This window comes from Leptospira licerasiae serovar Varillal str. VAR 010, from assembly GCF_000244755.1.
GTDB lineage: Bacteria > Spirochaetota > Leptospiria > Leptospirales > Leptospiraceae > Leptospira_B > Leptospira_B licerasiae.
In genome coordinates this window covers 60,113-85,000 of record NZ_AHOO02000011.1, presented here as the reverse complement: position 1 = coordinate 85,000, position 24,888 = coordinate 60,113, and the positions used below count along the sequence as shown (strand labels likewise).

At 41.5% G+C, this 24,888-nt stretch carries 22 protein-coding genes (1 of these 22 running past the window's edge); 10 read left to right on the top strand and 12 right to left on the bottom strand.

Going from position 1 to position 24,888, the window contains the following annotated elements; all coding sequences use genetic code 11:
• Window positions 1–831: the 5' portion of a TauD/TfdA family dioxygenase gene (locus tag LEP1GSC185_RS12930; RefSeq protein WP_008590911.1), read on the bottom strand. It extends 312 nt beyond the left edge of the window; the window shows 831 of its 1,143 coding nt (coding positions 1–831); it begins with the start codon at window positions 829–831; its stop codon lies beyond the left edge, outside the window.
• A 199-nt stretch (window positions 832–1,030) separates the two neighbouring features.
• Here LEP1GSC185_RS12930 and LEP1GSC185_RS12925 point away from each other — a divergent pair, with 199 nt between their 5' ends.
• Together LEP1GSC185_RS12925 and lfb1 are read left to right on the top strand one after the other, a co-directional pair.
• Window positions 1,031–4,267: an acetyl-CoA carboxylase family protein gene (locus LEP1GSC185_RS12925; RefSeq protein ID WP_008589778.1), complete on the top strand. Its 3,237-nt coding sequence runs from the start codon at window positions 1,031–1,033 to the stop codon at window positions 4,265–4,267.
• Between the two features lie 99 nt (window positions 4,268–4,366).
• Window positions 4,367–4,726: an LIC10280 family protein gene (lfb1, locus tag LEP1GSC185_RS12920; protein WP_008591258.1), complete on the top strand. Its 360-nt coding sequence runs from the start codon at window positions 4,367–4,369 to the stop codon at window positions 4,724–4,726.
• Between the two features lie 113 nt (window positions 4,727–4,839).
• Here lfb1 and LEP1GSC185_RS12915 read toward each other — a convergent pair whose 3' ends face one another.
• From LEP1GSC185_RS12915 to LEP1GSC185_RS12900, 4 genes are all read right to left on the bottom strand, one after another.
• Entirely contained in the window at window positions 4,840–5,913 is a 1,074-nt protein-coding gene (locus LEP1GSC185_RS12915) for a sulfate/molybdate ABC transporter ATP-binding protein (protein ID WP_008589954.1), read from the bottom strand.
• 9 nt (window positions 5,914–5,922) lie between these two features.
• Entirely contained in the window at window positions 5,923–6,807 is an 885-nt protein-coding gene (gene cysW, locus LEP1GSC185_RS12910) for a sulfate ABC transporter permease subunit CysW (RefSeq protein ID WP_008590954.1), read from the bottom strand.
• Complete coding sequence (gene cysT / locus LEP1GSC185_RS12905) at window positions 6,804–7,631, bottom strand: sulfate ABC transporter permease subunit CysT (protein ID WP_008589413.1); 828 nt, start codon at window positions 7,629–7,631, stop codon at window positions 6,804–6,806. The genes cysW and cysT overlap by 4 nt, the downstream gene beginning before the upstream one ends.
• Window positions 7,632–7,740: 109 nt before the next feature.
• Window positions 7,741–8,790, bottom strand: coding sequence for a sulfate ABC transporter substrate-binding protein (locus tag LEP1GSC185_RS12900; RefSeq protein WP_008589795.1), 1,050 nt, complete (start codon window positions 8,788–8,790; stop codon window positions 7,741–7,743).
• Window positions 8,791–8,904: 114 nt separating this feature from the next.
• On the opposite strand from LEP1GSC185_RS12900, the gene LEP1GSC185_RS12895 reads away from it, so the two are divergent.
• From LEP1GSC185_RS12895 to LEP1GSC185_RS12870, 7 genes are all read left to right on the top strand, one after another.
• The gene (locus LEP1GSC185_RS12895) at window positions 8,905–11,028 is read left to right on the top strand and encodes a PP2C family protein-serine/threonine phosphatase (RefSeq protein ID WP_008590819.1); all 2,124 of its coding nucleotides are present in this window, start codon (window positions 8,905–8,907) and stop codon (window positions 11,026–11,028) included.
• A gap of 144 nt (window positions 11,029–11,172) precedes the next feature.
• A complete protein-coding gene (locus LEP1GSC185_RS20260; RefSeq protein WP_008589440.1) occupies window positions 11,173–11,307 on the top strand; it encodes a hypothetical protein in 135 nt (44 codons plus the stop codon).
• 102 nt (window positions 11,308–11,409) lie between these two features.
• Window positions 11,410–13,887 (top strand): hypothetical protein, encoded by a 2,478-nt coding sequence (locus LEP1GSC185_RS12890; RefSeq protein ID WP_008590519.1) that lies wholly within the window; start codon window positions 11,410–11,412, stop codon window positions 13,885–13,887.
• Window positions 13,887–15,035, top strand: coding sequence for a DUF445 family protein (locus LEP1GSC185_RS12885; RefSeq protein ID WP_008590507.1), 1,149 nt, complete (start codon window positions 13,887–13,889; stop codon window positions 15,033–15,035). Before LEP1GSC185_RS12890 ends, LEP1GSC185_RS12885 begins: the two co-directional genes overlap by 1 nt.
• A 42-nt stretch (window positions 15,036–15,077) precedes the next feature.
• The gene (locus LEP1GSC185_RS12880) at window positions 15,078–15,374 is read left to right on the top strand and encodes a hypothetical protein (RefSeq protein ID WP_008591573.1); all 297 of its coding nucleotides are present in this window, start codon (window positions 15,078–15,080) and stop codon (window positions 15,372–15,374) included.
• Window positions 15,371–15,715: a hypothetical protein gene (locus LEP1GSC185_RS12875; RefSeq protein ID WP_008590182.1), complete on the top strand. Its 345-nt coding sequence runs from the start codon at window positions 15,371–15,373 to the stop codon at window positions 15,713–15,715. The genes LEP1GSC185_RS12880 and LEP1GSC185_RS12875 overlap by 4 nt, the downstream gene beginning before the upstream one ends.
• 119 nt (window positions 15,716–15,834) lie before the next feature.
• Window positions 15,835–16,548: a pirin family protein gene (locus tag LEP1GSC185_RS12870; RefSeq protein ID WP_008591222.1), complete on the top strand. Its 714-nt coding sequence runs from the start codon at window positions 15,835–15,837 to the stop codon at window positions 16,546–16,548.
• Window positions 16,549–16,741: 193 nt separating this feature from the next.
• Here LEP1GSC185_RS12870 and LEP1GSC185_RS12865 read toward each other — a convergent pair whose 3' ends face one another.
• Complete coding sequence (locus tag LEP1GSC185_RS12865; protein ID WP_024864107.1) at window positions 16,742–17,749, bottom strand: S1C family serine protease; 1,008 nt, start codon at window positions 17,747–17,749, stop codon at window positions 16,742–16,744.
• Between the two features lie 118 nt (window positions 17,750–17,867).
• Window positions 17,868–18,179, bottom strand: a complete 312-nt coding sequence (locus tag LEP1GSC185_RS12860; protein ID WP_008597036.1) for a putative quinol monooxygenase — start codon at window positions 18,177–18,179, stop codon at window positions 17,868–17,870.
• 82 nt (window positions 18,180–18,261) lie between these two features.
• On the opposite strand from LEP1GSC185_RS12860, the gene LEP1GSC185_RS12855 reads away from it, so the two are divergent.
• Window positions 18,262–19,179: an NAD(P)H-dependent flavin oxidoreductase gene (locus LEP1GSC185_RS12855; protein ID WP_024864108.1), complete on the top strand. Its 918-nt coding sequence runs from the start codon at window positions 18,262–18,264 to the stop codon at window positions 19,177–19,179.
• A 41-nt stretch (window positions 19,180–19,220) separates the two neighbouring features.
• Here LEP1GSC185_RS12855 and LEP1GSC185_RS12850 read toward each other — a convergent pair whose 3' ends face one another.
• The 5 genes from LEP1GSC185_RS12850 to LEP1GSC185_RS12830 all read right to left on the bottom strand — a co-directional run bounded on the left by LEP1GSC185_RS12850 (window position 19,221) and on the right by LEP1GSC185_RS12830 (window position 24,887).
• Window positions 19,221–19,502: a hypothetical protein gene (locus LEP1GSC185_RS12850; protein ID WP_008591515.1), complete on the bottom strand. Its 282-nt coding sequence runs from the start codon at window positions 19,500–19,502 to the stop codon at window positions 19,221–19,223.
• A 320-nt stretch (window positions 19,503–19,822) separates the two neighbouring features.
• Window positions 19,823–20,458, bottom strand: a complete 636-nt coding sequence (locus tag LEP1GSC185_RS12845; protein WP_008591780.1) for an MXAN_6521/LA_1396 family lipoprotein — start codon at window positions 20,456–20,458, stop codon at window positions 19,823–19,825.
• Window positions 20,455–23,370: an MMPL family transporter gene (locus tag LEP1GSC185_RS12840; protein ID WP_008590285.1), complete on the bottom strand. Its 2,916-nt coding sequence runs from the start codon at window positions 23,368–23,370 to the stop codon at window positions 20,455–20,457. Before LEP1GSC185_RS12840 ends, LEP1GSC185_RS12845 begins: the two co-directional genes overlap by 4 nt.
• Window positions 23,370–23,954: an ABC transporter substrate-binding protein gene (locus LEP1GSC185_RS12835; protein ID WP_008591354.1), complete on the bottom strand. Its 585-nt coding sequence runs from the start codon at window positions 23,952–23,954 to the stop codon at window positions 23,370–23,372. The genes LEP1GSC185_RS12840 and LEP1GSC185_RS12835 overlap by 1 nt, the downstream gene beginning before the upstream one ends.
• A gap of 120 nt (window positions 23,955–24,074) precedes the next feature.
• Entirely contained in the window at window positions 24,075–24,887 is an 813-nt protein-coding gene (locus LEP1GSC185_RS12830) for a hypothetical protein (RefSeq protein WP_008589494.1), read from the bottom strand.
• Window position 24,888 lies beyond the last annotated feature (1 nt).

Below are 24,888 nucleotides of genomic sequence, written 5' to 3'. Positions count from 1 at the left end.
CCTAGGTGAATCTATATGAAACGTTTGGCTATGATTATGCCAAGCCTTGGATCCGGCAATCGGGTGTTTTCTGACACCTACTTGAGAATTTATTAATCTTAATTTATTCCCTGGTAACCATTCATGCTCGAAATTCTGCTTTTTTATCTCCTTCTCCGCTATTTTTTTATCTATCGTCTTAAACATTTCGCTCCAAGGTTTTGTTTTCCAAAGACTATAACGAGAAGCACCAGGGCCATCATAATGACGAATATACTTGATCCCTTGCTTTTCCACTTTATCTGAAATACGATTAGGCATATCTCTTAGTACAGTCCTTAGATCCGTGATAGGAGTTTCTCCATTTTTGGAAGGAGCTACTTTTGCATAAAAGAAAAGTTTTTTAGGAGGTTTGTTTAAGAAGCTCATTTCTGCATGCTGCATGATCGGATAAGCGGAAGGAAGTTCGCTGGCAGTATGCACGAACTTTGTCTTTTTGTCTCTAGGAGAAGTTCCCAAATATACTTCCGACAAATTGGGATCCAAACTTAAAGCGACTTTTTCAAAATTTTCTGACGAACCTATATTAAAACCTCTGAGTAGGATTGCTCCGTAGATCAATAGATCTCTTTGTATTTCTTTATGATTCTTTTTGATCCAATCCGTTAGATGTTTTAGGTCGGCTTTCTCCGGAGAATAAGGAGAATAAACAATCGGAAGATTTAAACCCTTAATCAGGCTTTTGGAAATTTCTTTCGAAGTTTTGGAGAACTTAGCATTCTTTTTTTCCATCGCATTTTTGGCCGGTGCCTTCTTTTTTCCTGAAGTTCGAACAAGACTAGTGGCAGACATATTGATTCCCCTTAAAGACCACTTCAATAAAGCGCTCTTTTTACTTCCAGTTGTGTATCTAATATATTGGAATAAAAATCGTTATTATAGATAATGGGTTATGCGAATGTGCAGTTAATTAGTCATTCGTTCAAAATTTAGAGGCGGCTTGGAAACTGGATCGACCTTAAGGACTTTCTCACAAAACTTCCTCCAACTTATGAAATTATCCAAATTATTAATAGCGAATCGGGGAGAAGTTGCCATCCGGATCGCACGGGCCGCCTCCAGGTTAGGAGTTCCTACCGTCTCGATATATTCTGAAGACGATTCCAATTCTAGACATATACTAGCGACCGATGTTTCCATTTCCCTCAAAGGAAGAGGTGCGAAAGTATATTTAGATCAGGAAGAAATACTTTCCATAGCGCTCAGAGAAGGTTGCGACTCCATTCATCCAGGCTACGGATTTCTAAGCGAGAATCCGGAGTTCGCAAAAAGATGCGAAGATTTAAATATTAAATTCGTAGGCCCTGGTTCTAAGACACTTGAGATCTTGGGAGATAAATTAAAGGCGGTTCAACTTGCTGAATCATTAGGAGTTCCTACCTTACCTGGACTTCGCAAGGTGATCGATCTAAAAGAAGCAAAAGAGTTTTATTCTAAAAATGGGATATTTCTTTTGAAGGCGATTGCAGGAGGCGGCGGAAGAGGGATCCGTATCATAAATACGGATAAAGAGTTAGACGATAAGTTCAGAAGTTGTTCGGAAGAAGCGTTACATTCATTCGGAAATCCAAATCTATATGCCGAAAAATATCTGCCTGTAGCAAGACACGTGGAGGTGCAGATTTTAGGAGATGGCTCCGGCAAGGTTTTACATTTTTGGGATAGAGATTGTTCACTCCAAAGAAAAAATCAGAAGCTATTAGAAATCGCACCGGCTCCTTTTTTAGACTCTAAGATCAGGGAAAAAATCATCTCTTATTCCTTGCAGATGGCATCCAATTTATCTTACGAAAGTTTGGGAACTTTTGAGTTTTTGATCAGTCCGGAATCTGGGATCTATTTTATAGAATCCAATCCTAGGCTGCAGGTGGAACATACTATTACTGAGGAGATCATGGGAGTAGATCTTGTTGAAACACAGTTGGAGATCGCTTCCGGAAAATCTTTCAAAGAAATTGGATTGGAACGAGAGACTTTAGAGTTTCCAAAAGGTTATGCGATCCAGATCAGAATTAACTCTGAAACTTGGGACCAAAATGGAGAGATCATTCCTTCTTCCGGAAAAATTAAAGTATTCGAACCCAGTTCCGGCCCGGGGATCCGAGTGGATAGTTCTGCCTACTCCGGTTATGAAGTTGGACCAAATTTCGATTCCTTACTTGCAAAATTGATTGTTCATTCCAAAAGTCTTACGTTTTCCAAGCTCATCCGTTCCGCATATCGCGCGTTGTCCGAGTTTAGGATAGAAGGTATTAAAACAAATCTTCCTCTTCTTCTTAACATATTCAAAAGAAAGGAACTGGAGACCTACGCAGTATGGACAAAGTTCATAGAGGAGAATATTCCAGGACTTCTTAATCAAGAAGCAGAGAAACATAAAAATTATAATTTTGAATCTTTAAAGAATGATACTTTAGAAAATTCTAAAATAAAAGAGGGCATTCCGGAAGGGTTGATTTCATTTTATTCTCCGATGACAGGGAACCTTGTGGAAATCTATTCTAAGGAGGGTGCGCCTATCCTAAAAGGCGAAAAAATTGCACTTCTTTCGTCCATGAAAATGGAACATCTTTTATATTCCGAAACTACAGGTATCGTAGAAAGAGTATTGGTAGAGCCCGGAAAGGTAGTTTCGGAAGAAGATACATTGATCTGGATCCGCCCCGAGGATTTAGAGCACTCTTCCTTTGGTCATGAAGAAAAAATCGACCCGAACCAAATTCGTCCCGATCTAAAGGAAGTTTTAGATCGTTTGGCTTTGAATGAAGATGCCTCCAGACCGCAGGCAGTTTCTAAACGTCATAAGAGGGGACAAAGGACTGCAAGAGAGAATGTATCTGATCTTTGTGATCCGGGAAGTTTTGTAGAATATGGAGGCCTTGCGATTGCGGCCCAAAGAAGAAGAAGGTCCTTAGAAGAATTGATCAAACTTAGCCCGGCAGATGGGCTTATTGCAGGTCTCGGCACAGTGAATGCTGAGTTATTCGATCCACATAGCGCAAGAATTTCTGTATTAGCTTATGATTATACTGTTTTTATGGGAACCCAAGGAGCGATGAATCATAAAAAAACGGATCGATTTTTGGAAATGGTAGAAAACCAAAAACTTCCTCTGGTGTTTTTTACGGAAGGCGGAGGTGGTCGTCCTGGAGAAGTGGACGTGCCGGCAGTTGCAGGTTTAGATTTGCATACTTTTCGTAAATATGCCGGCCTAAAAGGAAAAAGTCTGAGGATCGCTATAGCCGCAGGAAGATGTTTTGCAGGGAACGCCGCTTTGTTCGGTGCAAGCGATATTAGGATCGCAACAGAAGATTCGAATATCGGAATGGGCGGCCCTGTGATGGTAAAAGGGGGAGGACTTGGGAATTTTTCTGCGGAAGATATCGGTCCTTCGGAAGTTCAAACTAAAAACGGTGTAATTGATATATTAGTAAAGAATGAAGAAGAGGCAGTGCTGACCGCCAAAAAAGCACTTTCTTACTTCCAGGGAAATATCAAAAAATTTGAATATAAGGACCAGAAGATCCTAAGGACCCTAATTCCAGCAAATCGTTTAAGGTCTTACGATATACGGTCTATTATTTCTTATCTTGCGGATATCGATTCCGATTTGGAGTTTAGAAAATACTTTGCAAAAGGGATCGTTACTTACCTCATTCGAATAGAAGGTCGGCCTTTAGGTTTGATCGCAAATGATCCGACTCATCTTGGCGGAGCAATCGATGCTGAAGGAGCCGAAAAAGCTTCCGAATTCGCGGAGTTCTGTAATCTAAACAAACTTCCTATATTATTTCTTTGTGATACACCTGGATTCATGGTAGGCCCCGAAGTAGAAAAAAAGGGATTGGTCCGTAAGGCGGCGAAATTATTCGAGTCGGGCGCTTCTTTACAAGTTCCCGTATTTACGATCATCCTCCGAAAGGGTTACGGTTTAGGTGCGATGGCTATGGCTGCGGGCAGTTTCCATTCTCCCGTATTTACGATCTCTTGGCCGACGGGCGAATTCGGTGCAATGGGTATAGAAGGAGAAATTAGAACAGGATATCAAAAAGAACTTTCGGAAGTTAAGGATTGGAAAGAGAGACAAATTTTATTCGAACGCCTGGTTTCGGAGGCCTATGAAAGAGGGAAGGCAATCAATATGGCTTCTTATCTGGAGATAGATGCAGTGATAGACCCGGAAGAATCCAGAAAATGGATCTCGAGAGGTTATAATTCCTGTATTTAGAGAGATTCCATTTGGAAATAAATGTTTTCCGAGTTTGCATAAAGATCTTGATTAGATCGGGATCTATGCTTTTATTTTTCCCTCACCTGGGAGGTATTCATGTTTAGAAACCCTAAAGCCAAAATTATAGCTTTATTTACCGTGATCGCTTTGACCGTTTCCTTTTCCTATTTGAGCGCTCAAACCCTGAACGTTTACGGAACTTATAAAGTGACAGGTACAAATCCGAATGGTAGTAAATATAAAGGAAGTGTAACGATCACTTTGAATGAAGATGGGTCTTACAATTTTGAATGGTCAGTCGGAAATAGTTTTTCCGGAACAGGTACTTTGAGCGGAAACACTTTAACGGTGGATTGGGGGGATACTTATCCGGTGATCTATACTGTTAAGAGCGGAGGAAGCCGATTGGAAGGCACTTGGGGAAACGGAACAGGCACGGAGATTTTAACAAAATAAAATTTTCCTATTCGGAGATCACAAAGTCCCTACCTCTTTGAGAAGAGTAGGGATACTGTTCTTTTTTCACAATAGATCTTGCTATCTACGACACTCGCTCTGTCGGATCTCCTTCAGATCGAAAAATCTTCCATATATTCCACATATACTTTCGCTTTTTTGATCCTGAGATAAACCGTCTCGCCCGGCAGTAGATTTAATTCTTTAAAAGTAGATTGGTCCAGTAATGACTCGATTAAAGTTCCCGAATCCAAACGTTTCAATTCAATCCGAACATTTCTGCCAGTGGAATGGATGTATTGGATTTCCGCTGGGATACCTTGGGTAGAAGATCTGGAAATTTCCACATCATAAGGTCTAACGTAGGCAACCCCTTCCTTATCTACTACGTCCGAATGTTCCGGAGTAGCTACATCCAGGTCGCCTATCTTCGCAGTCCCTTCGTGGATCCTTCCGTGAAATAGGTTCACGTCTCCTAAAAAATGGAAAACGAAAGGTGTTTTAGGTTTATTATAAACCTCGTCAGGCGTACCAATCTGTTCTATTTTACCGGATCTTAATATAACTATCGAGTCGCTGACCTCTAATGCTTCTTCCTGGTCGTGGGTTACGAATACGCTTGTGATGTGGATCTCATCATGGAGTCTTCTGAGCCATGTGCGTAACTCTTTCCTGACCTTTGCATCCAAGGCTCCGAAAGGTTCGTCCAAAAGCAAAAACTTAGGTTCTATCGCTAAGGCTCTTGCTAAAGCTACCCTTTGTCTTTGCCCTCCGGATAATTCGAAAGGAAATCTTGCATGGAAATTTTCCAATTGTACCAACTTCAAAAGTTGGAATACTTTCTCTTGGATCTCTTCCTTTGACGGCCTTGTGGATCTTGGACGGACTTTCAAACCGAATGCGATATTTTCAAAAATCGTCATATGGCGAAAGAGCGCGTAATGTTGGAATACGAATCCTACTCCTCTGTCCTTTGAATTTTTGGACTTGGATTTTTCTCCATTGAATAATACTTCTCCCTCGTCCGGGGTATCTAATCCGGCGATGATCCTAAGAAGAGTGGTTTTTCCACTTCCGGAAGGTCCGAGTAATGCGACTAGGTTTCCGTCCGGAATAGTTAAATCCACTTGATCCAAAGCCTGGAATTTTCCGAATCGTTTGCTTACATTTCGAATTTCAATAGACATCTTATTCTCCTAGGATTTGGAAACCTGAACATTTGTGCTTTTTTCTTTTCCGAGACCAGCTGTTTCCGGGATCTCTAGTTCTTCTTTGCGATGAAGATTTCTTTCCAAGATCGTTTTTAAGAGTAGGGTAAGAAGAGAAAGAAATACAAGCACCGATGCGGCAGAAAATGCTCCCACAGAATTATACTCGTTATATAACATTTCTATCTGTAGGGGAAGAGTGTTAGTCTTTCCTCGGATATGTCCGGACAATACGGAAACAGCTCCGAATTCTCCCATGGCTCTTGCATTACAAAGTATGAGCCCGTATAAAAGTCCCCATTTGATATTCGGGATGATAATTTTAATAAATGTTTGGTAAAGGGAAGCTCCGAGCAAAATCCCGGCTTCCTCTTCTTCTTTTCCCTGGCTTTGCATGAGAGGGATTAACTCTCTGGCGACAAAAGGAAGTGTAATAAATACGGTCGCGATCACGAGTCCCGGGGTATTGAATACGATCTTAATATTCCATTCTTCTAATATATCTCCCATCCATCCTTGTTTTCCGAAAAGTAATAGGAAAATAAGTCCGGAAATGACCGGAGAGACCGCAAAAGGAGAATCTATGATCGTTAGTAGGATATTTTTGCCCGGGAACTCGAACCTTGTTAAAAGAAAGGCTGCAACTAATCCGAATGCTGTGTTCAAAGGAACTGCGATCCCCGCTACCTTCAATGTCATTAGCATAGCAGAGATCGTATCACTATCTTGTAATCCTTGCAGATAGGCTCCCCAACCTTGAGCGAAAGCTTCCAAGAATACTACTGTGATCGGCAGTATGAGAATTACGAATGCAAGTATTAAGACCGAAATGATCAAAGCAGAGCGGATCCAAACGGATTCAGTTTCTTTCATCCTAATCTCCTAGAGGCTCTGTTTTGCAGATAATTGATCCCAAACATGATCGTAAAGGAGAGTACCAACATTAAAACAGCGATTCCGGTTGCCTTTGCATATTCGTATTGTTCTAGTTTGGTAACTATGAGTAACGGAAGGATCTCGGTCTTTCCGGGAAGGTTTCCTGAAATAAAAACGACTGAGCCGTATTCTCCGATGCCTCTCGCGAAAGCCATACTGGTTCCGGCAAGTAGGGAAGGCACCAATTCAGGTAAGATAACTTTCGTGAACGTTTGGAACCTGCTTGCTCCTAAACAATAAGCGCTTTCTTCCAATTCTTTGGGAAGATCTTCTAGGATGGGTTGAACAGTTCTGACTACGAATGGAAATCCAATGAAGACTAAAGCGATAACAATCCCGATCGGAGTGTAAGCTATCTTGATCCCATACGCTTCGAAATACTTTCCTATAAAACCGTTGGGTGCATAAATGGTGGTGAGAGCTATACCCGCCACCGCCGTAGGGAGTGTGAATGGAAGATCCACTAGAGAATCTAAGATCTTTTTACCGGGGAAATCATATCTCACCAAAACCCAAGCGAATAAAAAACCGACGAATAGATTGATTACCGCAGCAACACTTCCGGCACCGAAACTTAAGAGCAGCGCCTGTTGGATCCGATGCTCCGAAAAAACTTCCCAAAGCCCGGAAAGCCCCAAGGTCGCAGTTTTAAAAAATAACGCGGATAACGGAATAATAACAAGAAAGCTAAGGTAGAAGACAGTAAGTCCTAAGGACAGACCAAAACTTGTTTTAGAATAAGGACGAAAAATCAGTTTCAAACGGGAAACCCTGTGAGTCGATTCTTGAGAAACGCTCTATTTCGTCAAACCAAGAGCCGCTTGAAGGCGGCTCCATTCAGTAAAGGTTTTCGTTGGAGTTCCTTCCTACTTACTTCTTTGCTTCGCCGTAGATGGAGTCGAAAAGACCGCCGTCAGCGAAATGTTTTTTATGAGCTGCCGCCCAGGAACCTTCAATACTTCTTACATCGAATAATTGAAGTTTAGGGAATTTTGCAATATTCGCTTTTAATATAGCCGCATCGTTTGGACGAAAGAAATGTTTCGCGATGATTTCTTGCCCTTCTTTGGTGTATAAGAATTCCAAATAAGCTTTTGCAAGTTCGGTAGTTCCCTTTTTAGCGGTTACTTTTTCGACGATTGCTACAGGAGTTTCTGCAAGGATACTGGTGCTTGGATAAACCACTTCGAACCCCGCCGTTCCACCGTTTGCTTTTCTGGATTCGGATAGGGCCAGTTCTGCCTCATTCTCCCAAGCAAGAAGAACATCACCGATTCCTCTTTGAACGAATGTAGTAGTGGATCCTCTTGCACCTGTGTCCAGAACGGAAGTGTTCTTATAGAGATTTCTGACGAATTCGATCGCCTTTTCTTCCGTTTTATATTTTTTCTTAGCAAATCCCCAAGCAGCTAAATAGTTCCAGCGAGCTCCGCCTGAAGTTTTAGGGTTAGGTGTAATCACTCCGATCCCGGGTTTTACAACATCATCCCAATCTTTGATCGCCTTAGGGTTTCCTTTTCTAACTAAGAAAACAATAGTAGAATAATACGGAGTCGAATGATTCGGGAATGCTTTCTCCCAATCCTTAGAAACGGATCCACCGTTCGCAACTATGCTATCGATATCATAAGCGAGTGCCAAGGTTACTACATCCGCTTCTAATCCATCGATTACCGCTCTGGCTTGTTTTCCTGATCCGCCGTGGGATTGTTGGATGGTCAGATCTTTGCCTGACTTCTTCTTCCAAGACTCTACGAATTTCTTGTTAATTTCTTCGTAAAGTTCTCTAGTTGGGTCGAAAGAAACGTTTAATAGGGTATCATTCGCATAAGCCGATAAGGAGAAGATACCGGTTAAAGCCAGAGCGCCGATTCCTTTGGCGATTGACCGGACTACAGATATATTTAATTTTGCTTTCATAAGGTTCACTTTTACGCCCCTTCCGACAATAATTCGGAATTTTTATCCAATAAATTGGATATTTATCTGTTATAGTCAGAATGGCTTTCTTTTTGTCAAGAAGGGTTTTATATTTTGGAACATTTTTTTCCTATTTTGAACGCTTTTTTGATTCTATCCTTCAGAATTCGTTTAAAGCGGATTTTCTTCCAAATGAAAAAGGCAATCACCTTCTTAATTCTGATCTATCTTCCATTCTTCTTTTCGGGATGTTCCGAATCTTCGGCAAAAGTAGAACATCCCGCTATCGTGCAGGGAGTGCTCGAGTTAAAAAATTATGATCTGGAAGAGCAGGGGCCGATTTTACTTTCCGGACTTTGGAAATTCAGATGGTTGTATTGGAAAAGTTCCGGCTTAGAAAGCCAGAATTCTTACGAAGTAGTTAGCGTACCTTCTTCTTGGAATGGAAAGAACGGATCCAGATTGGGGGAAGGTTACGGGACCTACGAACTATCTCTCAAACTAAATCGAAATTATGGCGAGCTTGCATTTATACTGCAAGAGCAAAGTTCCTCTTACTTTTTATATGTGAACGGCAAACTTTTGGCCTCTTGCGGAGAAGTCGAATTCCCTTCTTCTTCGGACATCACAATTTTCGAAGTCAAACCTGCCTGGTGTAATAAGCTCGTGAAGTTCACTCCTGAAGTAGAAGATCTGACGATAGACGTGCAGATCGCGAACAGGGACCATAGGTTGGGAGGTTTTTGGGCGCCGATCCGGTTCGGGACCGCCTCCAGTATGGAGAAGACTTGGAATGCGGAAAGATTTTTGGATCTGTTCTTAGCAGGGGGACTTTTCTGTATAGGTTTATTACATCTTATTTATGCCGCAGTTAGAAAGGGAGAATCCGCCTCCATGTATTTCGGCACGTTTTGTTTGATCATGGCGGCCCGCGGACTTTTTTCAGGGACAAGGATCATTTCAGAATATATTGATTTTCTAAAGTATCATCACTATGTTCGGATAGAATACGTTACGTTTTACCTTGCGATCCCTGTTTTTTTGAGTTATATACTTTCCGTTTTCCCGAGAGAATTAAAAAGAATACTGGTAGATTTGGTCTGGTGGATCGCGGTCGGCGCTTGTATCGTGGTTTTAGTATTCCCGGTTAGGATATTCACATTTACAATTACTGTTTATTATCTGGTCGCATTTCTTGCAGGAACGCTTGGATTATTCTCTCTTACTAAAGCTGCGTTAAGAAGAAGGAAGGGCGCTCTCATCATACTTGCCGGTTTCGTGTTTATATATGCGGCAATGATCCACGATATCTTATACGCAACATTCTATCTGGATACGGGATATTTTACCAATATCGGAGCATTCGTATTTATAGTAGCACAATCAGTATTCTTATCCATTAGAAGTTCCGAAAGTTTGGATAGACTTTTGGATCTTTCCAGAAATTTGGAAAGAAGGGTGGAAGAAAGGACCAAACAACTTAGAAACGCGCTTCGTCTTATCCAAAACGATCTGAATGTCGCAAGGGAGATCCAAAAAGGACTCTTAAATTTGGAAGACACCGCCGAAAAAAAGATCGGAAAGATCAAATTCGGTATCTTGCATAAACCATTGGCGGAAGTAGGCGGAGACCTTTACGATATAACAGAACTTCCGAACGGAAAGATCCGAATCTTCTTAGCGGATGCACCAGGACACGGAATACAAGCTGCGCTCATTACGATCTTGATCCGAAGTATATATGAGGATTTGAGATTAAAAGAAGAAAGTCCCGGAAAATTACTCTCTGCGATAGGGTCTTTGTTCCATGGTAAATTTGGAAATGTGTCCACATTTTTCTCCGCATCCATTTTGGAAATTTCTAGTGACGGAAAAAAACTCACTCTTTCTCTCGCGGGATCTCCTCCGGTTTTAGTCCAGAACAAAGACGAAGAACATATAATCGAATGTGAAAACCCGTTAGTGGGTCTTTTGGAAAATTTCCATTTCGAAGATAAGGAGGTCTCGCTCACTCCGGGATTTAGGATACTTTGTTTTACGGACGGATTGACCGAGTCTTCCAGGTTGCCCGGAGATTTTTATGGAATAGAAAGAGTATTGGCCTCTCTCAGAAATGGAGACTCTCAAAGTTTAGAAGAATTATTAAGCGGCATCCAAGAAGATTTATTCAGATTTTTAGGAAGCTCGGAACCCAAAGACGATATACTAGTCTTAGGAATCGAAGACCAACGTTCCTAAGTCGGTAAAACATTTCTCCTTTCGGGAAAGTTGGATCGTTTTCTAGTTTTATTGTATTGAACCCCGAAAATCATGGTTAGAGAGAAGGTGAACGGGTCCATACTTTAGAATGGATCCCGAAATCGTTACCTTGTAGAGGACCCTATGGCATTCAAGCTCGACGGGGCAAAATTCCCCACCTTGGAAGAGTTGATTACGGCTCTGTATCCATTGTATGCGGACAAGATGAGCGAAGCTGAATTTAGAAAGTACGTTCAGGAGAATGTGAAAGAGGAATAATCTTCCTCTTTTTTCCGCGACCCCTCGGTTCCTCTGGGCGAATCCTCTCAGGTTGGTCCTGTTTTGCTTGTCAATTCCGGGGGTTTTCCGTACCCTCTCGGCATGCCTTTTTTTCAGAAAAAATGGAGACTTGCTCCGGCTTGGCGAAGGCCCCTATTATTACTCGCCTCCTTCTTAATTCTTATCATCAAATTCAGATTCCTATTTAGCGAGGATACTCTTTCGGGTTGGAGCCTTCACGCTCAAACCCATTTGGCGGAAATTTACGATTCATTTTTGAATAACGGTCAGTCTTTAGGTTACGATAGCCGTTGGTTTTCCGGAATGCCTGTCTTTTACTTTCAGCCTCCGTTCTTCTATTTTATGGTCGCGGTCCTTCATAAAACCGTATTTTTCTGGTCCTCACTTTCTCTTTCTTTCAATATCGGAATACTTCTTTCTATATTACTTTTTACTTATGCATTTATTAAGTTTAGTCTTTTACTCTTAAGCGAGACTAACCATAGGGCAAACACGGTAATGCTTGCAATGTCAGGACTTTTGTTCTTCTTTTTATGTGCGGGAGAGGAACCGTTCGGACTTTCTTTGGTAGGATTGTTCAGCGGTTCTGTGACCGGATTTTTCGGACTCGGTTGGAGTTTATTAGGCTTTTATTATTTAGAAAAATACAGAACTACGGGAAAATTATCCTCTCTTTCCAAATATCTAGTGGTAAGCGTATGCGTTTATTATTCCGATCTTCCTTCCTCATTATTCTATCTGATCTCCCTTCTGATCTATTTCCTATTCTTGGGAGAAGAGTTGGGAAAAAGAGCTTTCTCCATTGCTTTTTTCATTCCATTGATCGCTGCTACACCTGTTTGGTGGAATTTTTTGAAATATTCCTCTTATCGCGCGGAAACTTTTCCGATGGATACTACTCCAGGACTGATCTCCATTTTAGGTTCCGGAGCATTGAAACCGATTTGGGAAGGAAGCGGAGTTCTCGCTTTCTTGTGGAATTTTATCATAGGGCTTCATTGGATACAGGTAATATTCCCAGCTCTTTTTCTATTAGGAATTCGTTCTATTCTAAAGCGTAAAATTTTTCCGCCGGCTTCCAGGTTTGTTTTCTTTGCTAGTTTGATCTTTTATTGGATCGGAGTCGATACTTCTCTTTCCAAGTTTTTCCCTGGATTGGGATTTCCTTGGTATAGAGCATTAGATCTTTCCTTATTATTTTTGACCTTATCAGGTTTAGAAACTGCAGTTCATTTACTGAAGAACAAGACTGCTTCTTTGACCGCACAATATTCGGTCTCCGCGCTTTTATTTTTTGCATTAGTAAGATTCTTCTTATGGCATCCTGAATTAGAGTGGAAGGAGAATACGACGTTCTTAAAGGACAGTTTCTCCGCCTTGGAAATGAAAGATGTCGAAGTTGCACTTTCTGAACTTCCAAAAGATTCGAAAATTTTTCCGGAAATAGATTCTCATAGAAAATGGGGGGACAGTCCTTTTACTTTAGGTCTTTTGATCAGAAGGGCAGGGCATAGAAACTTATTAGGAATGGAAGCTGATGCTTCCTTGACTTCTCTTGCGCTTCAGCCTTATTTAAGCCGTTATTTGCCTTGGACCGCTTGGAAAAAAAATCCAGGGTACGAAGAGGAACTTTCTCCGGAAGACACCGGCATAGGATTACACCGATTCTTGCAGGCAAACGGAACTTCTTATATTATCGGTTCTACCGAAAAACTTTATAAAATTCTAAAATTCAATCCGACTCGTTTCGAATTATTAAAAGGTTGGGTTAATAGGGAAGGGCTGCGTACAAACGATTCTCCTTCCGAAATGTATGAAAAGGAATTAGAGAACAAATCTTTCTTATTTTTATTCAAGGTGAAAAATCCGGGAGCGGATGTCGCAGTTCTAACTGAAAAACCTTGGGGGGTCGCGGATTATAAGGAGTTGAGCGGCGGAAAATCTCTTCGTCCAAAAAGATTCCTGTACAATACGAACGAAGCGATATTGCACGAGGGGTTAGATGCCGGAATCGTGTTCGCTAGGATCGGTAAAAAAGAGATAGAGGCGATCGGTCCGAATTACAACAAATGGTTCCAAGGTTTATTGGTTTTAAACGTTCCGAAAGAGGATAACGTTTGGAAGGAGGATTTTAGGTCGAAATACGGTGATCTATCATTCTCGGATCGGAATGAATTTTTAGGCAGGTTTTTCCCGGTAAAAGAAAAACCGAAAGAGCCCATGTTATTGCAGGAGCTTCCGGTCCTACCTCGTATTTTTTCGGATGAAGAAGTTTTTGCAGGCCCCGAAATTTCGGCCCTAGGAAAACCGGAACAATCTGCATTAGAAAATCATAATTGTAAACTTGTCAGAAGGTCTTTTTTCCCAAGTTGGGAAGATGCAGAGGGAGGGATCTTATTCCAGACCCAAAGGAATGAGATACTTGTCTGTTCCCAAAAACAAAATACAGATCTGAAGTTTGCGAAAGGGAATTCGATCTTCCTAACGATTATCCTTTTCCTTTTGCCTATATTTTTCATATTCTCCTCCTTTGTGAAAGGAAGGTGGTTTTTCCGTTAATGGGACCGTACGGCAATAAACCGTACTCCAAACTTCAGTTCATTTCGAATTCACTTTTAGTGTTGTTCGGAAGCATTCTGCTATGGGGGCTCTGGCAAAAATGGAGCCTTTATGTTTGGGGAAATATTTTTATACACGGTTTAGAAGGCGGACTCGTCGGAGCGATCTGCGATTGGTTTGCAGTTTGGAAGACCTATAAGGCAGTCGAGTCCGAAAGTGAGACAATCGCGGAAGAAATCGGAAATTGGGTATCTTCCGACTTGATCAGCGAACATAAATTAAGATCTTATTTGGACGGGATTTTGGATGACCCGGAAAACATCCAGGCGATCAGAGAACTTCTAGACAAACATATAAAGGGAGAAAAAGAAGTCAGGGAATTTTTGAACCTGATCTGGGACAAAATAGAAGAAGATATCGTATTATATGTTTCTAATTTTAAATTTTCAGGTGCAGATAAACAAATCTTACATGAATTGAATAGTCGCAAAGAGATCCTGTCCACTGTTAGGTTTTTGGTTGGAGAAACTTTAATGAAGGTTTCGGATCATCAAGATTTTGGAGAAAGGATCCAAAGGATCACAAAGGGACTTTCTTTTCTGGCAAAACCTTTGATCTGGCTCATCGATCCAAGGAAAAGGATAAAAGAATTCGGAGAAGGTCTAAAAGAAGGAAAAGATTTCGAAACGGAAGAGGAAGAAGTTCTGTTCGAACTGTATTCCATATTCTCCGAATGTGTTGAATTATATATCGGTTCTTGGAACGAGTTGCCGGTTTCCAGAAGGGAAGAAGCTGTCCGTGCCTTAGCTGATTTCGGCAGAGAACAATTGAATCGACTCATCAGCGAAGTGGTTCTCACTCATAAGGAAGAAATTTCCAAATTGGAAAATTTGAGAGAATACGGGCCAATCCGCTCCTTCTTGGAATTCTTAAGTTCTAAAACAAACGAATCCGTTTCAGTATACGTGGGAGAGCAAATCTCTAAAGGGCTGAAATTATTGGAGCCCAAACAATTCAGAGAAAATTTAGAACTAAAGACCAGAAGAGTCCTGGAGAAGATCAGGATTAACGGAAGTTTATTAGGTTTTTTAGTTGGATCTGCGATAGGATGTATCGTCTTATTATTCGAAGGAAAATTAGGATTATAATCTCTTGCATAATTTGCAGGTTGCTGATACGTATTCAAGATCATGAAACTAAAGCGGATTCATATTCTTCTACTCTGTGTAGTATTTAGCGGATGTTATTCTAAGACTATCTTCTTCTTTCAAAACCTTCGTATGAGACCTCTTCCGCCTCAGGTGGAACAAAGTTTATACAAACAGAATGAAAAGGGATGTAACGAAAATATCCGTAATATCCTAAAAAGAATTCCTGAAAAAAATCCTGCAGCTACCCATATCCGAGACCTGGAAATCTTTCAGTATGACCAGGGAATGTTCGATACATGTTATCGGCTCTATTACGGTTTGGAGATCTCACAATGAAAGTTTTGCACGGGGCCTTCTTCCTTTTATTTATTTTATTCACTTACTGTAGCGGTGCAGAAACAATGATCTATCGTGTAGAAAGAGTTGTGCCTGCAAAAGAAAGACCTGTCTTCTCTCCTAAAAGAGTAGAAGGAGAAGATTGTGTGGTGCAAATTTTCCCGTTTATGTTCGCGAGATATGTACCGGATCTACAAAGTGCATACAATCATGCCTTGGATAAGGCTCCTGCAGGAACACAATCGCTAGCGAGTGGCGAAGTTTATACGAAAGGTTTGTATCTTCCCCCTATTTTTTTGTTCCGTTGTATCGTGGTCTCCGGAACTCCTAGTTTCGATTAAGGTTCGAAAATGTTCTTTCCGGCTTGGTTTAAATTTGGGCTAAATACTTTAAATTTGAACTATATTAAACACGGTCGGTCTAAATGATATTCACCCCAAAAAGGGGAAAGGAGATTAAAATGGAAGCGGTAGTTCATAAGGCAAACACGAGAGGGAGAGTGGATTTCGGTTGGTTGAAATCGAACCATACATTTTCTTTCGGAAGCTATATGAATCCGGAAAGGATCAGATTTGGTTCTTTGCGTGTTTTGAACGACGATATCGTAGCCCCGGGCAGAGGTTTCGATCCGCATCCTCACCAAGATATGGAAATTATCTCTATACCGATCAGAGGTGCGTTGGAGCACAAGGATAGTATCGGAACTTCGGGAGTGATCACCTCCGGAGAAGTACAGGTAATGTCTGCAGGAACCGGGATCGTTCATTCGGAGTACAATCATTCCGAAACGGATCCTGTGAACTTCTTACAGATCTGGGTGATACCTGAAAAAAGGGGAGCACAACCTCGATACGACCAAAAAAAATTCCTTCCGGAAGATAGGAAGAATAAGTTCCAAGTGGTTGTATCTCCTAAAGAGTCTGCAGAAGGACTATGGATCAACCAAAACGCATGGTTTTCTTTAGGAAACGCGGAAGCAGGAAAAGAACTGCAATACGAGTCCAGGAATAAGAACGGAGGAGTTTACGCTTTTCTAATATCCGGAAAAGTGAATATTAACGGGACCGAACTTTTTTCTCGAGACGGTGCGGGTTTTCCTAGAACGGATCTTTTGAAAGTAAGCGCTTTGGAAGATTCCGAACTTCTTCTCATGGATGTTCCTGAGATCCAGTAAGAGTCACAGAGTTAAGAGAGACACAGTGTTAAAAGAGCTCCGAGATTAGGCACGCAGAGGCGCAAAGTCGCAGAGAGTTTTTAGAAAGGAAATCGAAAAAAATCTCTTTTGACAATCAATTGGAAATTATCCTCAGCGTCTCGGCGGCTCTGCGAGGGAAATACGCTGTGTCTCTATTCTTCTCTGTGTGTCTCTACTTCAGTTCCCCGGGTTCGATGAAGAAACTTCTGATGGACCCTTCTCTTAATAAACGAATTCCAAGTTTTCTTCCAATCGAAGTCTCATCTAAGATCTTATGAAGGTCGTCTATCGTATGGATCTCTTTATCGTCCAAGTTTATGATCAGATCTCCGTTCCGTATCCCTGCACGGTCTGCGGGCGAACCTGGCTCCAAAGATAAGACCAAGATACCGGAATCTGAGCCTAACTTGTTTAGAGTCTTGGTGAGTGTCGGGATTTTTTGATTTTGACCAGCGATCCCTAAATACCCTCTTTTAACAGCTCCGCTCGTGATTAAACGAGTGATCACATATTCAGCGGTGTTAGACGCGACTGCAAAACAAATCCCTTGGGCAGGAAGGATGATTGCAGTATTAATTCCTACCACTCTTCCTTGGAAGTCCACTAAAGGGCCTCCTGAATTCCCCGGATTTAACGCGGCGTCTGTTTGGATCACATTGTCTATCAAACGTCCATTACGAGATCTTAATGTTCGTCCGACAGCGCTCACAACTCCTGCCGTGACCGTAGATTCGAAACCGTATGGATTTCCGATTGCGACCACCAATTGTCCTACTTTCAACTTTTTGGAATCAGTAAAAGTGGAATGGGGAAACAGTCCTCCATGCACCTTTAGGACTGCAACATCGGTATGAGGATCGTTTCCTACCAGTTCCGCTTCTTTGCTGGAACCGTCTGCAAGGTTCGCCTTAATGCTAACTGCACCGTCTACCACATGGCTATTTGTAGCTATAAATCCGTCCGGTGTAAGGAAGAATCCGGAACCGCTTCCACCTTCTCCTTTTTTGTTTGTCACTTGTAGATGGACTACGCTTGGGCCGACAGAGTCGACTGCATGTATCACGGATTTGGAATAGGCATCTAAAATTTCCGCTTCGTTTGGCTCGGAACAATCTTTAGGATGTGGATCATATCCTAAAGAAGAAATAAATTCTGCGCTTGTATTTGTAAGTAGTACCATAATATTTTTGGACTCCATGTCCAAAAATAAAGTCCCTAAAAGAATGGAAATCGGGTTTGAAAAAAATGAAATTGTTCCTTGAGACTATTGAACTTGGAACTCAAGGCTTATATCCTGATTATTTTTTCCAATCTTCCGGCTTCGGAGATACAGGTTTATAATAAACAGTAGTAGTTCCTTGGGAAAACATTTCCGGAACTGTCCTTCGCCAATTCACAAAATGAGGGGTTTCCAGATGAGACTTACGTTTGGATTCACTTTCATAAGCTTCTATGATCAGAAATCTACCTTCGTCTCCGTCGTTTTGTAGCAGATCAAATCTGAGAACACCGTTCTCTTTGAGGGATTCTTTTGAAAGTTCACTGCTGATTTCCTGAAATTCTTGGATCCTTTCCGGAAGTATTTTGTAAGAAGAGACTGTAACGATCATAGTCCCCAGTTTCAATATTCGATTTTCTTCTGCCAGAAAAAAAAGATAGATGGAATCGGATCAGAATGAAAGCTTTTCCTTTATGAAAATAAAAACTCCCGTAACGGAGATGCTTGGAATCGATCTGCCCATTATCGGGGCTCCCATGTTTCTCGTTTCATATCCCGATCTAGTTGTCGCAGTTTCCGAAGCCGGAGGCCTTGGAACATTCCCCTCTCAGAATTACCGAACCTTAGAAGAATTAAGAAGAGGTTTGGAAAATATCAGGTCCAGGACCAAAAAACCGATCGGCGTTAACTTAATTTTACATAAAGCGCATAACCCGAACTGGGCAAAACACTTGGAAATACTTTTAGAGTTCAAAGTTGAATTGATCATCACCAGCTTAGGGAGTCCTCGTTCCATTATCAATGAAGCAAAATCTGTAGGCACAAAAGTTTTCTGCGACGTAACTACATTAAGACATGCGAATCTAGTTGCTAAGTCCGGAGCGGACGCTCTGGTTGCTGTCGCTCAAGGAGCAGGCGGACATGCCGGTAATATTTCTCCTTTCAGCCTTTTTCCATATTTGAAAAAAGAGATCGGTCTTCCTGTTCTTGCCGCAGGTGCGATCAGCGGTGGGGCTCAGATGGCGGCTGCAATGTCTTTAGGTGCGGATGCGGTTTACATCGGAACAAGGCTGATTGCCACTAAAGAAGCTGCCGCCTCTCAAGAATATAAGGATATGATCGTTCAATCTGCGCCGGAAGAGATCGTTTATACCGAAAAAATTTCAGGCATTCCGGCAAACTGGTTGAAACGTTCCGTAGAAAAAGCGGGAGATAATTTCCACAACGAAGGGAGTGGGGATGTAGACCAGGAATTCAAACGTTGGAGAGATATTTGGTCGGCAGGCCACGGAGTAGCTCAGATCGATTCCATTCTTCCTGCGGGAGATGTCATAAAGGGTATGGCTGCAGAATACGTAGATATTATCAATAAGCTGCCAAGGCCTGTCTAAAATTTTACCCCCGGCGCGGTGCCGGGGGTTCTTTGCGATTATTACTTCTTATCGGAAAAGCTTACAGGGATTAAGTGGAATACTCCGAACACGAAGACTTGGGCTGCGTCTGAAATTTTAAATCCGCCTCTGCTTCCTGCGCGAAAGGAATAGATCCCGACTTCTAAAATGTGGATCCCTAAAATCACCCAGCCAAGAGTAAGCACGATCCCATCTAGACTTGGATGTAAGTTTACAAGTTGTACGATTCCGCTCAATACTCCCAACCATAAAAGCCAAAAAGCGGCCGTGGAAGCCTTAGATATACTATTCACTAGATTCATTCTTTTCCTCTCGAAAAATCGATTCCGAGTATAGCAATCGATACAGATGATTTGGTCAAGAAGAAGTTACCCTAGGAACTTTTAGAAACAATGTTCGTTATTCAAAAACGAAATACAGTTTCTGTGATTTAGAAACTGTTGCTAACATGAACTTGGAATGAAAATTCCGAGCAAAACTTGGATAAAAATTGCGAATATGATGATTTTGTGATATAGGCCGCCAAGGGTTTCCCACTGGCCCGCCTCCTCCACCCGAACCTGGGTGGGGGCCGTCTTTTACCCAAAAGGGGGACTGAACGCGGAATCTGATTTCCGGAATCTCAGGAGCCGGATTCTACTTCTATTTTCTCGTCTTGTTCTGCTTCGTTTAAGACTGGGCTTGCGATCCTATCCAAAAGAGACTTTAGAATATCGTAATATGGAAGCACTTTAGGTCCGATGGATTTTCCGAATTTATTCTCGTAACTTGTCCTAAGTGTTGTATCTTCATCCCCACCCATAAAATAAGAAGAAGATGCATTTCCTTCCCAGAGGATCTCCTTAGTATCGCATTTTTGGATCTGTGCACGGATGGAAATTTTTATCCCATCCGAAGAAGGTCCGAATGTTGCAGGACTCAACCAAACCAGAAAGGAAGGTGTGGTTCCGTTCAAGTCCTCTTCCAACTTGAGTGTAAGGACTCCTTGGGATTTTCCTACCGGAAATTTGCAGTTTTGGTTTTTGCTGGAAGCATCCGGATAGACTATAAATTCCTTATGATGGGCAAGCTCCTGTTCCGCCATGGATTTTACAAGGGTTGCCTCGACTTGATTCACTTTGGAATCGGAATCGATTGCCACGGTCAATCTTTTGAATTTATCTAAAGAGGATTCGAAATTCGGAGAGATCCTAATTTGTTTTACTGCACAATTTGCGAAGAAAAATGAAATTAAGAATAGAAGTATAGTTGATCTCATTTTTTCTTTCCCGTCTTCTTTTTGGCGGCCGCTTTTTTCTTAACGGCTTTTTTGGCTTTAGGTTTTGGAGAAGTTTCCTCCATTACGAATTTGGAAACTGTCATTTCGGGTCCTTCTTCTTCCGGTCCTAAACCTAACGGAACAGCTTCGTCTTCTTCTTGTTTGCGGCTTCGGTATGCTAATTCTAAAATCGCAGGGAGTAGAGTGAGAGCGATCAGTAAACAAGCAGCGATACCGATTGTCGCCACTTTTCCGATGGAATGTAGGCCTCTTTGATTGGCAAGAAGTAATGCGCTCCATCCTACGAGTGTGGTCAATGTGGATGCTATCACCGCAGGGCCTACCATTGCCATTGCTTTTACTATATCATGATCTTCTCTGAATCTATAATAGATATAGATCCCGTTTTGAATTCCGTACCCTATTATGACCGGGAACACAAGAACATTCATAAAATTTAATTTAAGATCTATGATAGCCATAATCCCTACAGTAGCCACCAATCCCAATAGAAGAGGGATTAAGGAGAGTAGTGCGGGCAAGAAGGCTCTATAGAATAGTATCAGAACGATGATCACTAATACCAACGTGATAAAGAACGCGGCAACTCCTTCTCTTTTTACGATCATGATGAGCTGAGCGAACAACATCAAGCTCCCCGCAGTGTCCGTTTGGAATGTGTATGATCTCGCTTGGGCGATATCCTTATAAGGTCTATGTTCCAATATCATATCTACCGTTCCGGGCAGGATCTTGATCGAGAGAAGTTTTTCCTTAGAGTATGTGTTTAGCGCGTTTAATAGAGTTTTAGTTTCCGCAGGAGAATAATTCTCTTTAACCGGATCGATTTCGGATTCTTTTTGAGTCCCTGTGGAGTATAGGATCGTATTCAAAGTCCTTCTGGAAATTTTCGGGACTTCCAATCTTCCTATCGCGGCAAAAAATTCTAATAATTTTCCACCATGCCATAAGGCTACCTTAGGATATAGGAATAATAGATGTCCTTTTTCCTTCGAACTTGCAACTTCCTTGAACTGAGAGGAGAAATAATCCGGAACGGCAGTGTAGTCGTAAGGTTTGACAGATAAAAATAACTTTGCTTTAGGCAAATATTTTCTCTGCTCCGGTTTCAGAAAGGAAGCCTTTACCGGCTTCATATCTTTTGCGAGCTGGTCCAGAACTTTACGGTTTTCTAATTGTTGAGAGTAAGGTGGAACAAAGTTCCAGAGAGAAACTACCTGATCGACGGAGCCGGCGATCGATTCCGGAACAGGATTCAAATGATCGAATACTGCCTCCGATTCTTCCAGACTTTTTACTACGATCGCCTGAGGATCGGAAGAAATGTCGAAACGGTCAGCGATCTCATCGTATAAATTTACAGATTCTAAGTTTTCTACTAAAAGATTCCTTCCGTTTACGTCGAATTGGACTTTTGGAGCGAATATCCCGAAGATTAAGACGAGAATTAACACGATTATGGATAGAATTCCCGGTTTAGAATAAAATTTTCTTAATAAACCGGAAGGAGTTTGTTGGTCTTCGTTTAAGAGGAACGCCTTGGATAGGGAAGGGAACCATTTTAAAAGTAAAGCGATCTGTAATGCAGTTACACCGTACATTGCGATCGCAATCATGACGATCCCATACGTTGCAATGATCCCGAATTCGCTGAAGCCCCTAAACTCCGAGAAAGAAAGGACTACGAATGCGGAAGTAGTAGTTAACGCGGAGCTGAAAGAAGCGATCCCTGTATGATAGATCGTGTCTTTGATGGCCCTTACGATATCTTGTTTCTTTGTAAATTCTTCTCTGAATCTGTATAAAAATTGGATACCATAATCTATCCCGAGTCCCATTAGAATGGAGCCTATGATACTTGTGATACTATTTAATTGACCTATCACAAGTCCGGTCAACCCGAAGGTCATTAACAATCCGCTGAGTAAGGAAAACAGTAGAATGACTATAAAAAGAGGATTACGGAAAAATAATAAAAGTAGAAGTCCTATTCCTAAAAAGGAAGCGATACCGATAGGTTTTAACGCTTTGATCAAAGTTTCGTAATCGTCTTGGTTAAGTTTATAGGCTCCGGTATAACCTGCATAAATCCCGTCTTTTTCTAAACCTAAAGTTTTTACCAAACCTTGGACTTTGGTGTCTATCTTTTCCAGGAACTCGATGTCTACGAAGGAACCGGTCGGTTTGATTAAGACAATGAGCATTCCTTTTTCAGGAGAAATATTATATTCGTCGAATATATCTCTTTTGGCGAGTTTTTGGTATTTGGAAATAATATCTGTAAAGTCAGGATTATATTCTTCGTTGGTCAGCTTGATAAAGAACGGATTTGCTTTTTCTATTTCGTCATCGATCTTACGTTTTACTCTTTTTCGGACCTCTTTAAGATCTTCCGTTTTTAAGAATAAAGGAAGTCTGTCCTGCAAAAAGGAAACGTTATATCTATAAGAAACATAACGGACTAATTCCTTGTCCTTTAAAACTTCCGTCGCCAGTTTATCGGAGGCTCTTTTAAGCGCGATCTCTTTGGACTTGTAATATGCTATGTTTTTACGTTTCGCTTCGTCAGCTAGTTCTAGTTCTTTTTTTTGAGTTTCAGGATCGCCGTTACGTTTGGCTTGGAATGCCTTGGTAAGATGTTCCGTCATCCCCTTGTCGTCCTTGAATTTTAGAGCAACAGTGTAAAATCCGCTTCCGCCGATCATTTCGATCACACGTTTTGTTTGGACGACAGAAGGGTTATCGGAAGGAAGAAGCTGTAGGTTATCGCTGTTAATGGAAAGTCTGGTCGCTAAAACTGCGGAGATTACCAGAAAAATAAAGAGGATTGCGGAAGAAGCGGCCGGTTTGGTTAATACCAACTCGGTCGCCTTAGAAAGAAGTTTTCTCATCAGTTCTTAGCTGCTTTTTGTATTAGGGATATGGTCCCTTTGATTCCGTTTTTCTTAATAGACGGTTCTATATTTTTAGTGCGGTTGATCTCCGTTGCGAGTTTGCCTTCTGTTTCGAAATCGCTGATGTACCAAGCGTCATCCGATTCGGAAAGTATCCAAGCGAATTTGATCTGATCTGAACCTTTGTAAAGAATAGAGGAACCGATCCTTGCCTGTTTACCGTTCACGGTAGGTTTGTCGTAAGTGATGTCGATCTTATCAAAATATTTTAATGCGACTGGAAATGCTTTGTTCACAATGTATTCCGAGATCGCATCTTCGAATTCCTTTCTATCGGTAGCGGAAATTTTATGATCTCCGATAAGTTTCTCCGAGAATTTTCCCACATGAACGAGTGCGAGAGCTTTGTCGTTCTTTTTGTAACGGATAAAACCGATCAATTTTTTAACGGCGGATAACGTTTGCTCTTCTGCCGAAACTTCCGGAGAAGTGTTTTGGGGTTCGCTTGTTGTTGGGGAGTCCTGCGCAAAGAGGAGGCCGGAGGAAATTAAACAAAACAATAAAATTTGAAATAGTTTCACAAATATTACCTAAGGAAGGATCGATCCGGGAATTTTACAATCAGGTAAAAACAGACTGCATACTGGCCAGATAAATTTACAGTAATGGGAGGGGAAGGCTTAAGTCAACGGAAATTAGACTTAATTCTGGCGGAGAAAATCATATGCCTGACTTCCACAAGAAAATGATAAAACTTTCGGTGTTAGGCAACTCAATAGCAGAGGATGTTTCGCTTTAAACTGTTCCACCAATATTTGAGCGGTATGTTCTTTTGCGAGATCTGCCGCCCAATCATGATAACTGATTGGAATACCAGGTAGAACGGTTTTAAGACTTCTATGGCTGTCTGAGGCATCTTTGTTCAAGCATGCATGTGTAGCGAACGAGTAACTTCCGTGGAGCCCTTCTTGTGCATCGAAACAATCTCCAGCTTCTTCCGTATGTTCTACGATGGGAAGAAGATTGAAGTAACCTGTTTGGATCTCTTTCATACTTAAAAAAATCCAAGGATGTTCTATTGGAGCAAGTATACTCACCATCGGATAGTTCTCCGCCCAATTGGAGTGAGAATAAAAATCCTGAGCAATATGAAGAGCCATACCTAATTTGATTAGCCCGGTGATATGATTGGACTCCCGATAAGAATCATCCTTTAAAGTTCTGAAACGATCCGCGCATCCCAGAATATTATCGTTATCGCAATGATACGCATCATTGTTCATGAAGGCCGCATCTGCCCTTAGGTTCCCTTGTACGATCAACTCCATACAATCCGCTCTCAAGTCCCATCCGGTCTTGTCTGCAAATTCGAAAAAAGCCTCTTGAGTAATACTCGTATGGGTATGCGGGCCCTTCTTTCCGAATGCTCTCAGAGGAGAAAGGGAAAAAAGGAAATAAGAAGAGAACCCAAGCACCAAAAATTTTAGAAAAATAAAGTTAGTTTTACTGCTCATA

Coding starts and splice junctions, on each gene's coding strand:
- LEP1GSC185_RS12925 (WP_008589778.1), top strand. CDS start 1,031: ATGAAATTATCCAAATTATTAATAGCGAATCGGGGAGAAGTTGCCATC.
- lfb1 (WP_008591258.1), top strand. CDS start 4,367: ATGTTTAGAAACCCTAAAGCCAAAATTATAGCTTTATTTACCGTGATC.
- LEP1GSC185_RS12915 (WP_008589954.1), bottom strand. CDS start 5,913: ATGTCTATTGAAATTCGAAATGTAAGCAAACGATTCGGAAAATTCCAG.
- cysW (WP_008590954.1), bottom strand. CDS start 6,807: ATGAAAGAAACTGAATCCGTTTGGATCCGCTCTGCTTTGATCATTTCG.
- LEP1GSC185_RS12900 (WP_008589795.1), bottom strand. CDS start 8,790: ATGAAAGCAAAATTAAATATATCTGTAGTCCGGTCAATCGCCAAAGGA.
- LEP1GSC185_RS20260 (WP_008589440.1), top strand. CDS start 11,173: ATGGCATTCAAGCTCGACGGGGCAAAATTCCCCACCTTGGAAGAGTTG.
- LEP1GSC185_RS12890 (WP_008590519.1), top strand. CDS start 11,410: ATGCCTTTTTTTCAGAAAAAATGGAGACTTGCTCCGGCTTGGCGAAGG.
- LEP1GSC185_RS12885 (WP_008590507.1), top strand. CDS start 13,887: ATGGGACCGTACGGCAATAAACCGTACTCCAAACTTCAGTTCATTTCG.
- LEP1GSC185_RS12880 (WP_008591573.1), top strand. CDS start 15,078: ATGAAACTAAAGCGGATTCATATTCTTCTACTCTGTGTAGTATTTAGC.
- LEP1GSC185_RS12875 (WP_008590182.1), top strand. CDS start 15,371: ATGAAAGTTTTGCACGGGGCCTTCTTCCTTTTATTTATTTTATTCACT.
- LEP1GSC185_RS12870 (WP_008591222.1), top strand. CDS start 15,835: ATGGAAGCGGTAGTTCATAAGGCAAACACGAGAGGGAGAGTGGATTTC.
- LEP1GSC185_RS12865 (WP_024864107.1), bottom strand. CDS start 17,749: ATGGTACTACTTACAAATACAAGCGCAGAATTTATTTCTTCTTTAGGA.
- LEP1GSC185_RS12860 (WP_008597036.1), bottom strand. CDS start 18,179: ATGATCGTTACAGTCTCTTCTTACAAAATACTTCCGGAAAGGATCCAA.
- LEP1GSC185_RS12855 (WP_024864108.1), top strand. CDS start 18,262: ATGAAAATAAAAACTCCCGTAACGGAGATGCTTGGAATCGATCTGCCC.
- LEP1GSC185_RS12850 (WP_008591515.1), bottom strand. CDS start 19,502: ATGAATCTAGTGAATAGTATATCTAAGGCTTCCACGGCCGCTTTTTGG.
- LEP1GSC185_RS12845 (WP_008591780.1), bottom strand. CDS start 20,458: ATGAGATCAACTATACTTCTATTCTTAATTTCATTTTTCTTCGCAAAT.
- LEP1GSC185_RS12840 (WP_008590285.1), bottom strand. CDS start 23,370: ATGAGAAAACTTCTTTCTAAGGCGACCGAGTTGGTATTAACCAAACCG.
- LEP1GSC185_RS12830 (WP_008589494.1), bottom strand. CDS start 24,887: ATGAGCAGTAAAACTAACTTTATTTTTCTAAAATTTTTGGTGCTTGGG.